Source organism: Bacillus cereus group sp. BfR-BA-01408 (genome assembly GCF_022663305.1).
Lineage (GTDB): Bacteria > Bacillota > Bacilli > Bacillales > Bacillaceae_G > Bacillus_A > Bacillus_A pacificus.
This window is the reverse complement of sequence record NZ_JAKUFF010000110.1, coordinates 1-10,587: the sequence shown is the minus strand read 5'-3', so window position 1 is coordinate 10,587 and position 10,587 is coordinate 1. Positions and strand designations below refer to the sequence as shown.

Here is a 10,587-nt window from a genome sequence, read left to right as displayed (position 1 = left end):
GTATTAGGCACGCCGCCAGCGTTCATCCTGAGCCAGGATCAAACTCTCCAATAAAGTTAGTTTGTCTAGCATCTAAAATAAAAATTGACGTTTCACGTTGTTTGTTTCGTTTAGTTTTCAAAGTTCAACATCGCGTTTCAGCGACCTTTATAATATATCATAGTATATTATTTTCGTCAACAAGTTTTTTCGATAACTTGTATCTCTCATTTGCTGACTCTGCCTATTATATAGACTTTCTCTTCCCTATGCAAGTATTATTATAAAAAAATAAAGAGGGGAGATATCTCCCCTCTTATTCTTCTGAAGAAACCTCTTCGCTCGTTTCTTCCTCATCATCTTTTTGTGCTTTTGCTACTGTCGCTACCTCTTGTTCATCCTCTAATCGAATTAGACGAACACCTTGTGTATTACGTCCCATTTGAGAGATTTGATCAACTGGCATACGAATAATAACACCTGCCGCTGTAATTAACATGATATCTTCTTCACCTGTTACAGATTTAACAGCTACTAATTTACCGTTTTTATCTGTAATATTACAAGTCTTCAGACCTTTACCACCACGGCTTTGTAGACGGTATTCATCAATCGGCGTACGTTTTCCATAACCATTTTTCGTTACAATTAAAACATTTACATCCTCTTCGACAATTTCCATACCTACAACTTGATCCTCTTCACCTAATGTAATTGCTTTTACACCAGCCGCATTACGTCCCATAGAACGCACATCTTGCTCGTTAAAACGAATTAACATACCATTGCTTGTTCCTACAATAATATCCTTATCACCAGATGTTAAACGTACAGATATTACTTCATCCTCTTCACGAAGAGAGATTGCAATCAAACCATTTGTACGGATATTTGCAAATGATGAAAGTGGTGTTCTCTTAGAGATACCTTGTTTTGTTGTGAAGAATAAGAATTCATCGTCACCAAATTCACGAATTGGAATAATGGCGTTAATCCATTCACCCTTATCTACACCTAATAGGTTAATAATAGGTATACCTTTCGCTGTACGACTATACTCTGGGATTTCATATCCTTTCGTACGGTATACTTTCCCCTTATTAGTGAAGAATAGAATATGATCATGCGTAGAAGTAGTTAATAAATGCTCTACGAAATCATCATCATTTGTCCCCATTCCTTGCACACCACGTCCACCACGGTTCTGTGTTTTATACGTGGAAGCTGGTAACCTCTTAATATAACCATTATGAGTTAACGTAATGGCGATATTTTGTTCTGGAATCAAGTCTTCATCTTCAATAGACTCCATACCACCAATTGTAATTTCTGTGCGTCTCTTATCATTGAAGCGCTCTTTTACTTCCGTTAATTCTTCACGAATAATCTCAAGAACCTTTTCTTCATCTGCTAAGATTGCTTTTAATTCAGCGATTAACTTCATTAAGTCCTGATATTCTTGTTCAATCTTTTCGCGTTCTAAACCTGTTAAACGTTGCAAACGCATATCTAAAATAGCTTGCGCTTGTTTTTCACTTAAGCCGAAACGTTCCATTAAACCTTGCTTTGCAATTTCCGCTGTTTTCGAACTACGAATTAATGTAATAACTTCATCCAGATGGTCTAAGGCAATTCGTAATCCTTCTAAAATATGAGCACGCGCTTCTGCTTTTTCTAGTTCATAAGCTGTACGTCTACGAATTACTACCTTTTGATGTTCCAAGTAATGATATAAATTTTGTTTTAAGTTCAGTACTTGCGGCTCTCCATTTACAAGAGACAGCATGTTAATACCGAAACTTGTTTGAAGTGCTGTATGTTTATATAAGTTATTTAATAATACATTAGCATTGGCATCACGACGTACTTCCATAACAATACGCATACCATTTCGATCTGATTCATCACGTAAATCTGTAATACCTTCAATTTTCTTATCGCGAACTAATTCTGCAATTTTTTCAATTAATCGCGCCTTATTTACTTGATAAGGTAGTTCCGTTACGATAATAGATTGTTTGCCATTTGACTTCTCTTCAATTTCAACTTTAGCACGAAGTATAATAGAACCGCGTCCTGTTTCATAAGCTCTACGAATACCACTTCTTCCTAAAATTAAACCTGCCGTTGGGAAATCTGGTCCTGGAATGCACTCCATTAATTCTGCAATAGTAATATCGGGATTATGACTTAATGCCAATACGCCATCAATTACTTCGCCAAGTTGATGCGGCGGAATATTCGTTGCCATACCAACTGCAATACCTGTCGTACCATTTACTAGTAAGTTAGGAAAACGCGCTGGTAATACAATCGGCTCTCTTTCAGAACCATCGTAGTTATCTTGATAATCAATCGTATTTTTTGAAATATCTCGTATTAATTCCATAGAGATTTTAGACATTCTTGCTTCTGTATAACGCATTGCTGCCGCTGAATCTCCATCGACAGATCCAAAGTTACCATGCCCATCAACAAGCATATAACGTTGACTGAAATCTTGCGCCATACGTACCATTGTTTCATAAACAGCTGAATCACCATGAGGGTGATACTTACCGATTACTTCACCAACAATACGTGCTGATTTCTTATACGCTTTATCAGCCGTAATTCCTAAATCATTCATCGCATATAAAACCCTACGATGCACAGGTTTTAATCCATCACGAACATCTGGTAATGCACGAGATACGATAACACTCATTGCGTAATCTAAAAATGAGGTACGCATTTCATGACTAATATTAATTTCTCGAATTCGTGCTTGTTGTTGATTGTCTGACATCAACGAGCACCTCCTCTTACATTTCCGTTACACATACATTGATTTATATGTAGAAGACAGGAATACTCAGATTCCTGTCATTACTCATTTAAATATCAAGGTTTTTCACGTATTTTGCATTTTCTTGGATAAAGTTACGACGTGGCTCTACTTTATCCCCCATTAAAATTTCAAATGTTTCATCTGCTTCAATTGCATCTTGAAGGGAAACTTGAAGTAATGAACGCACTTCTGGGTCCATTGTCGTTTCCCAAAGCTGGGTTGGGTTCATTTCTCCTAAACCTTTGTAACGTTGGATACCAGGCTTAGGTTGAGCTGGTAATTCAGCTAAAATCTTTTCAAGCTCTTTTTCATTATAAGCATATTGAATTTTTTTACCTTGTTGTATTTTAAACAATGGTGGCTGTGCAATATAGATATAACCATGTTCAATAATTTGACGCATATAACGATAGAAGAACGTTAATAATAGGGTACGAATATGCGCACCATCTACGTCGGCATCCGTCATAATAATAACTTTATGATAACGAGCTTTCTCGATATCAAAATCGCCGCCAATGTTCGTACCAATTGCAGTAATAATTGTACGCACTTCATCGTTAGATAAAATTTTATCCAATCTTGCTTTTTCAACATTAATAATTTTACCTTTTAACGGTAAAATCGCTTGGAAGTGACGATCACGCCCTTGTTTTGCTGATCCACCGGCAGAGTCACCCTCTACAATGTAAATTTCACTAATTGCTGGATCTTTCGAAGAGCAATCTGCTAATTTACCAGGTAAACTTGAAACTTCTAATGCGCTCTTGCGGCGTGTCAATTCACGCGCTTTTTTCGCTGCAACACGTGCACGTGCTGCCATCGTACCTTTTTCTACGATTTTTCGTGCAACATTCGGGTTTTCTAGTAAGAACTTTTCAAATGCCTCTGAAAACACAGACTCTGTAATCGTTCTTGCTTCACTATTCCCAAGTTTCGTCTTCGTTTGTCCTTCAAATTGTGGGTTTGGATGTTTAATTGATACAATTGCAGTTAAACCTTCACGAACATCCTCACCCGTTAAGTTACTGTCTGCATCTTTTAAAATACTATTTTTACGTCCATAATCGTTAATCACACGAGTTAAAGCTGTTTTAAACCCTACTTCATGTGTTCCACCTTCATACGTATGAATGTTATTCGTAAATGAGTAAATATTATTTGTATATCCTTCGTTATACTGTAAGGAAACCTCAACTTGAATACCATCTTTTGATCCTTCTACATATACAGGTTCTTCATGGATTGGTTGTTTTGAGCGATTTAAATGCTCGACGTATGATTTAATTCCACCTTCATAATGGAATTCTTTCTTTTGCTTATGTTCACGTTTATCTTCAATTGTTAATTTAATATTACGATTTAAAAATGCTAATTCACGCATACGAGTTGCGAGCGTATCAAATTCGTATACTGTTGTTTCCTGAAAAATTTCTGGATCTGGTTTAAATCGAGTTATCGTTCCTGTTTGATCTGTGTCACCAATGACTTTTAAATCCGCAACCGGAATACCTCTTTCGTATTTTTGATAATGGATTTTACCTTCACGATGTACAAATACCTCTAGTTCTGTTGATAGGGCATTTACTACAGATGCCCCAACACCATGCAAACCACCAGAAACTTTATAACCGCCGCCGCCAAACTTACCACCAGCATGAAGAACGGTCATAATAACTTCTACAGCAGGACGTCCCATTTTTTCTTGTATACCAACTGGAATACCACGTCCATTATCCGTTACACGAATACTATTATCTTCTTCGATACTAACGTTAATTTCATCACAGTACCCTGCAAGTGCCTCATCAATACTATTATCGACGATTTCCCATACAAGATGGTGAAGTCCTTTTCCGCTTGTAGATCCAATATACATACCAGGGCGTTTTCGAACTGCTTCTAGTCCTTCAAGTACCTGTATTTGACTTTCATCATATGAATTTTCTTGCATTTGCTTTTGTTCCATTGACACAAAGATCACCTACTTTTCCATTTAAACAGGGATTACGCCCTATCTATTTCACAATCTACCGTGCCGTTCGTTACATGAATTGTTTTCGCTTCTTTTAATGTTTCGTGTTCAATTCCGTCGACACTCGTCGTTGTCACAAATGTTTGCACTTTTCCTTGAATTGTATTTAACAGATGCGATTGACGATAATCATCTAATTCTGATAATACATCATCTAATAGAAGAATCGGATATTCTTTAACTTCTGAGTAAATCAATTCAATTTCAGCTAATTTTAGGGACAGTGCGGTCGTTCGTTGTTGTCCTTGCGAACCAAAGACTTGAACATTTTTACTATTAACGAAGAATTGTAAATCATCACGATGAGGACCAATTAAAGTCGTACCACGGAAAATTTCACGTTGTTTCACGGATTGAAAACTTTCATAGTATACTTCTTTTATTTTCGACAAATCCATTGATTCTGATACATCTACACTCGGTTTATAGACAATTTCTAATTCTTCTAACCCACGGCTTATACCACGATGAATTGGAGCTGCCCATTCTTGTAGTAAATGCAAAAATTCAAAGCGTTTTTGCAAAATTTTTGTACCATGCTCAATAAGTTGAAGTGTAAATACATCCAACATCGTTTCCTCATTCTTACTATTCCCTTGCATCTTTTTTAGCAAGTGATTTCGTTGTGTGAGCACCTTTTGATATTGACTCAGTTCATACAAATAGACCGGAGCTATTTGGCCTAATTCCATATCTAAAAAGCGTCTTCTTACTTGAGGGCTTCCTTTTACAAGATTTAAATCTTCTGGGGCAAACATGACAACATTCATCACGCCAATATATTGACTCAATTTTTGTTGTTCAAGTTGATTTAATTTTGCCTTTTTACCTTTTTTCGAGATATTTAATTCCAAAGACAAAGAACTATTTCTCTTTTGTAGCTTTCCTTTAATTTGACCGAAATCTTCATCCCAACGGATAAGCTCGCGATCATTAGAGGTTCTATGAGATTTCGCCATCGCTAAAACATAAATAGCTTCCATCAAATTCGTTTTCCCTTGCGCATTCTCGCCGATAATTACATTTACCTTATCTTCAAAGGAAAGCTCTAACTTTTCATAATTGCGATAGTTTTTTAATTGTATTTCTGAAATAAACAAAGGGCTCCCCCTTTATGACTGAACTTGGAAACTTCCGCTTCCTGGAATTTCAATAATATCGTTCGCATATAGTTTGCGACCTCTTCTATTTTCAAGTTCTTGATTCACGTACACTTCATATTCTTGTAAAAACCATTTTACAGCGCCACCTGTATCAATTACATCGGCTAACTTTAAAAATTGCCCTAGTGTAATATACTCTGTTGAAATTTTAATACGTTTCATAAAATCGCTCACTTTCTGAAAGTGTTCATTCTTTCATTGTACTAAATAAACTAGCATTAGGAAAGTAATACCCAAAAATCAAATAAGGGCTACTAGCATCTGAAAACTAGCAACCCTTATTTCTTACTTAGTAAGTACGAACCGGTAAAATTAATTGAATAATGGATTCATCATTTACTGTACGAATTAAGAATGGTCTCATTGCTCCAGTAAAGCTAATCTTAATTTCAGTACTATCTAATGCTTTTAGTGCATCCATCATATATTTTGCACTAAAAGATATTTTTAACTCTTCCCCATCTACTTTTTCACATTGAACTTCTTCTACTACTTTTCCGATTTCTGGTGAATTCGAGGAAATTTCTAGCATTGCCTGCTCTAAAGTTGATAATTTTACAACATTATTACGACCGTCTCTTGCTAAAAGAGATGCACGATCAATTGCTTGTAAAAATTCTTTTGTATTTACAAAAATATCTGTTTTGCTCTCCGCTGGAATTAAGCGAGTTGTATCAGGGTAATTTCCTTCTAACAATCTTGAGAAGAATAATAAATGTTTTGTACGGAATAATACTTGATGCTCCGTAATAACGATATCTACCATTTCTTCAGACTCATCTAGAATTTTACTTAATTCATTTAAACTTTTTCCTGGAATAACAACATTTGCTTGGAACTCATCTGCAATGCCTTCGATTTTCGCTTTTCGAAGAGCTAGTCTGTGACTATCTGTAGCAATGCCAGTTAGTTCGCTGTTATATACCTTCCAGTTTACACCTGTCAAGATTGGTCTTGTTTCAGAAGTGGAAACTGCAAATACAGTTTGTCTAATCATATGTTTAAGTAAATCCGTTGGAATCTTAAAAACATGATGTTCTTCAATTTGTGGTAACAATGGATATTCTGCAGAATCTAAACCATTTAAATTAAACTCTGATTTTCCAGAAGTTATTTTTGTCATCAAATGATTTTCCACAGAAATTTCTACAGTTTCTTTAGGCAATTTTTTTACAATTTCACTAAAATATTTAGCCTGTAAAACAATACTTCCTGATTGTTTCACTTCTACGATTTCTTTTCCATTCTCTTCAACTGGAATGAAAGATTCAATCGAAATATCAGCATCACTTCCTGTTAATGTAACTCCTTCTTCCGTAGCGACAACTTTAATCCCCGTAAGGATCGGAATTGTTGTACGAGAAGAAACTGCCTTCATTACATCTTGTACACTTCTTACAAGATAGTCTTTTTGTATTGTAAAACGCATAAAGAAAAACCTCCGGTAAGTATAAGATTTTATTTAATTAATAAAGATAAAAAATAGTAGTAATAGTAATAGGGCTTGTGGATATGTGGATAACCCCGTTAAAGGATGTAAAAACAGTCTATCTACATGTGGATAGACTGTGCGTAAAACAAGGAAAGTTATTCACACTATTCAGCTACTACTTTAAAATATCGTTAATTTCTTCAACTTGCTTTTGTAATTGCGTGTCCGTCTTAAGTAGCTTAGAAATTTTTTCATGAGCATGGATAACGGTTGTATGATCGCGTCCACCGAATTCTTCACCTATTTTAGGTAAGGAGGAGTCTGTCAGTTCACGTGATAAATACATTGCAATTTGGCGAGGAAAGGCAACTGATTTCGTTCGCTTTTTCGCCTTGAAATCTTCCAATTTTACTTGATAAACATCTCCGACAGCTTTTTGAATATCATAAATGGAGATAATTTTTGGTTTAGAATTTGGAATAATATCTTTAAGTGCTTCAGCTGCTAAATCAGCATTAATATCTTTATTAATTAAAGATGAATAAGCTACAACTCGGATGAGTGCACCTTCTAGTTCACGAATATTTGAATCGATTTGATTTGCAATATAAAGCATGACCTCATTTGGTATATCAAGTCCTTCAGCCTTTGCTTTTTTGCGCAAAATTGCAATTCGTGTTTCTAAATCTGGTGGCGTAATATCCGTAATGAGTCCCCATTCAAAGCGAGAACGAAGACGATCTTCTAAAGTTGGAATTTCTTTTGGTGGCCGATCACTGGAAATTACAATTTGTTTACTTTCTTCGTGTAATGCATTGAATGTATGGAAAAACTCTTCTTGAGTTTGTTCTTTTCCCGCTAAAAATTGAATATCATCTATCAATAAAACATCTACATTGCGGTATTTATTACGAAAATCGACTGCTTTATTATCACGAATAGAATTAATAAATTCATTTGTAAATTTTTCTGATGATAAATATACAACTTTGGCATTTGGGTTATGTTCAATTACATAATGACCAATTGCATGCATTAAATGGGTCTTTCCAAGTCCAACTCCCCCATAAATAAAGAGGGGATTATATGCTTTAGCTGGCGCTTCGGCTACGGCCAATGAAGCAGCGTGAGCAAAACGGTTACCAGAGCCAATAACAAACGTATCAAACGTATATTTTGGATTTAGCATACTCTGTGGTAAATGATTAGAATCATCTTGTGCTGAATTCGGTTTAGAAGGAGGAAGATCGATCTCCTCTTCAGCTTGACTTTGGGGAATAATAAAGCGAATAGCTAGTTTTGCCCCTGTTAAATCATAAAGTGTTTCCGAAATTAGCTCTGAATAATGAGATTCTAGCCAATCGCGGGCGAATTCATTTGGAGCCGTAATTGTTAATACATCTTTCTTTAAATTATGTGCGGTCGTTGATTTTAACCATGTTTCATAGCTTGGTTTACTGACCTTTTTTTCTAGTTCTTTTAAGGCGCTGTTCCATAAATCAGAGATGTTTTCCAAAGGTGTCCCTCCTTTACTAAGATGGTAAAAGAATAAGGTTGCGCAACAAATGTACAACCTAAATAAATATAAAATGTATATTTATACGAAACGTATTTTAAAACCTAAAAACGTCGTTTGTATATGAGATAGGGTTTTCGACAAAAAAAGCGAATGTGGATAATCATTTACCCACATGTGATTAAAACTGTCCACATGTTATGCACAAATTGTGGATAAGATAAAGATGTGGAAAACTTATTCAAAGTGAAAACACAACTATAATATCAAAAAAAAGTAGCTATAGCAATGAAATTAAGAAAGTTATCCACAAAATCAATACCTTGTGGAATAAACTTGTCCACAACACGATATACTGTGTAAAAGTACGAAAAGAGTTTGTGGATATAAAAAACAAGAAAAATTATTTATCCACAAGGAAATATAGCGTCTGTGAAAAAGTATGTGAATAGGTTCAAAATGAATATTTGATGAAAATTTCTAGAACCATTGACATTTTCCTAGTTGATTAACTATAATTTATAAGACTGTCTTTAACAGATATTCCTCAGGGAGGTGTCATATAATGAAAAGAACTTACCAACCAAATAAACGTAAGCGCAGCAAAGTACATGGTTTCCGCAGCCGTATGAGCACAGCGAACGGACGTAAAGTGCTAGCAGCTCGTCGTCGTAAAGGAAGAAAAGTATTATCTGCGTAGACCACTGATCGTTCAGTGGTCTTTTTTTCTAATAATAGTGAATTTCCGCTGATGAACTACAGGAGTGTCAATTGATATGAAGAAAAAACATCGTATAAAAAAGAATGATGAATTCCAGACGGTTTTTCAAAAAGGAAAATCGAATGCAAATCGTCAATTTGTTGTCTATCAACTAGATAAAGAAGAACAGCCAAACTTTCGTATTGGCCTATCTGTCAGCAAGAAAATAGGAAATGCAGTAGTGCGTAATCGAATTAAACGTATGATTCGCCAGTCGATCACAGAATTAAAAGATGAGATAGATTCTGGAAAAGATTTTGTTATAATAGCAAGGAAGCCTTGTGCAGAGATGACATATGAAGAATTGAAGAAAAGCTTAATTCATGTCTTTAAACGCTCTGGTATGAAAAGAATAAAAAAGTAGCGTAAGGAAATGAATTACACTATATACATACCGAAACAAGGAGGAGCAGGCTTTGAAAAAGAAAATAGGTTTACTAGCCATGGTTATTGCATTAATGGCAATTGCTACTGGCTGTAGTGAAGTCAATCAGCCGATTACACCGAAAAGTACTGGAATTTGGAATGAATATTTCGTATACCCGCTTTCTCAGTTAATTACGTATTTTGCCAACTTATTTGGTAGTAATTACGGTTTAGCAATCGTTGTTACAACTCTTATTATTCGTTTTGCATTATTACCGTTAATGATTAAACAAACGAAGAGTACGAAAGCAATGCAATCGTTACAACCAGAAATGGTGAAGTTAAAAGAGAAATATAGTTCTAAAGATCAAGCGACACAGCAAAAATTACAACAGGAAATGATGCAGTTATATCAAAAAAATGGTGTAAATCCATTAGCCGGTTGTTTACCAATCTTCATTCAAATGCCAATTCTATTCGCTTTTTATCATGCGATTATGAGAACG

At 35.3% G+C, this 10,587-nt stretch carries 9 protein-coding genes; 3 read left to right on the top strand and 6 right to left on the bottom strand.

Annotated features, from left to right (window positions below; all coding sequences use genetic code 11):
- Positions 1-295: 295 nt before the first annotated feature.
- The 6 genes from gyrA to dnaA all read right to left on the bottom strand — a co-directional run bounded on the left by gyrA (position 296) and on the right by dnaA (position 8,955).
- Positions 296-2,767, bottom strand: coding sequence for a DNA gyrase subunit A (gyrA, locus tag MR083_RS24965; protein WP_001282851.1), 2,472 nt, complete (start codon positions 2,765-2,767; stop codon positions 296-298).
- An 88-nt stretch (positions 2,768-2,855) separates the two neighbouring features.
- Positions 2,856-4,778 carry a DNA topoisomerase (ATP-hydrolyzing) subunit B gene (gyrB, locus tag MR083_RS24960; RefSeq protein WP_000435991.1) on the bottom strand — a complete coding sequence of 641 codons (1,923 nt, stop codon included), beginning with the start codon at positions 4,776-4,778 and terminating at the stop codon, positions 2,856-2,858.
- A gap of 38 nt (positions 4,779-4,816) precedes the next feature.
- Positions 4,817-5,944, bottom strand: coding sequence for a DNA replication/repair protein RecF (gene recF / locus MR083_RS24955; protein ID WP_000470750.1), 1,128 nt, complete (start codon positions 5,942-5,944; stop codon positions 4,817-4,819).
- Positions 5,945-5,956: 12 nt separating this feature from the next.
- Positions 5,957-6,169 (bottom strand): S4 domain-containing protein YaaA, encoded by a 213-nt coding sequence (gene yaaA, locus MR083_RS24950; protein WP_000821367.1) that lies wholly within the window; start codon positions 6,167-6,169, stop codon positions 5,957-5,959.
- 127 nt (positions 6,170-6,296) lie between these two features.
- Positions 6,297-7,436 carry a DNA polymerase III subunit beta gene (gene dnaN / locus MR083_RS24945; RefSeq protein WP_242270000.1) on the bottom strand — a complete coding sequence of 380 codons (1,140 nt, stop codon included), beginning with the start codon at positions 7,434-7,436 and terminating at the stop codon, positions 6,297-6,299.
- A gap of 178 nt (positions 7,437-7,614) precedes the next feature.
- Complete coding sequence (gene dnaA, locus MR083_RS24940) at positions 7,615-8,955, bottom strand: chromosomal replication initiator protein DnaA (protein WP_000428025.1); 1,341 nt, start codon at positions 8,953-8,955, stop codon at positions 7,615-7,617.
- 565 nt (positions 8,956-9,520) lie between these two features.
- Here dnaA and rpmH point away from each other — a divergent pair.
- From rpmH to yidC, 3 genes are all read left to right on the top strand, one after another.
- Entirely contained in the window at positions 9,521-9,655 is a 135-nt protein-coding gene (rpmH, locus tag MR083_RS24935) for a 50S ribosomal protein L34 (RefSeq protein ID WP_000831901.1), read from the top strand.
- A gap of 76 nt (positions 9,656-9,731) precedes the next feature.
- Complete coding sequence (gene rnpA, locus MR083_RS24930; protein ID WP_000726627.1) at positions 9,732-10,079, top strand: ribonuclease P protein component; 348 nt, start codon at positions 9,732-9,734, stop codon at positions 10,077-10,079.
- A gap of 52 nt (positions 10,080-10,131) precedes the next feature.
- Positions 10,132-10,587 (top strand): membrane protein insertase YidC (gene yidC / locus MR083_RS24925; RefSeq protein WP_242269999.1); only part of this gene is annotated, 456 nt, incomplete at its 3' end.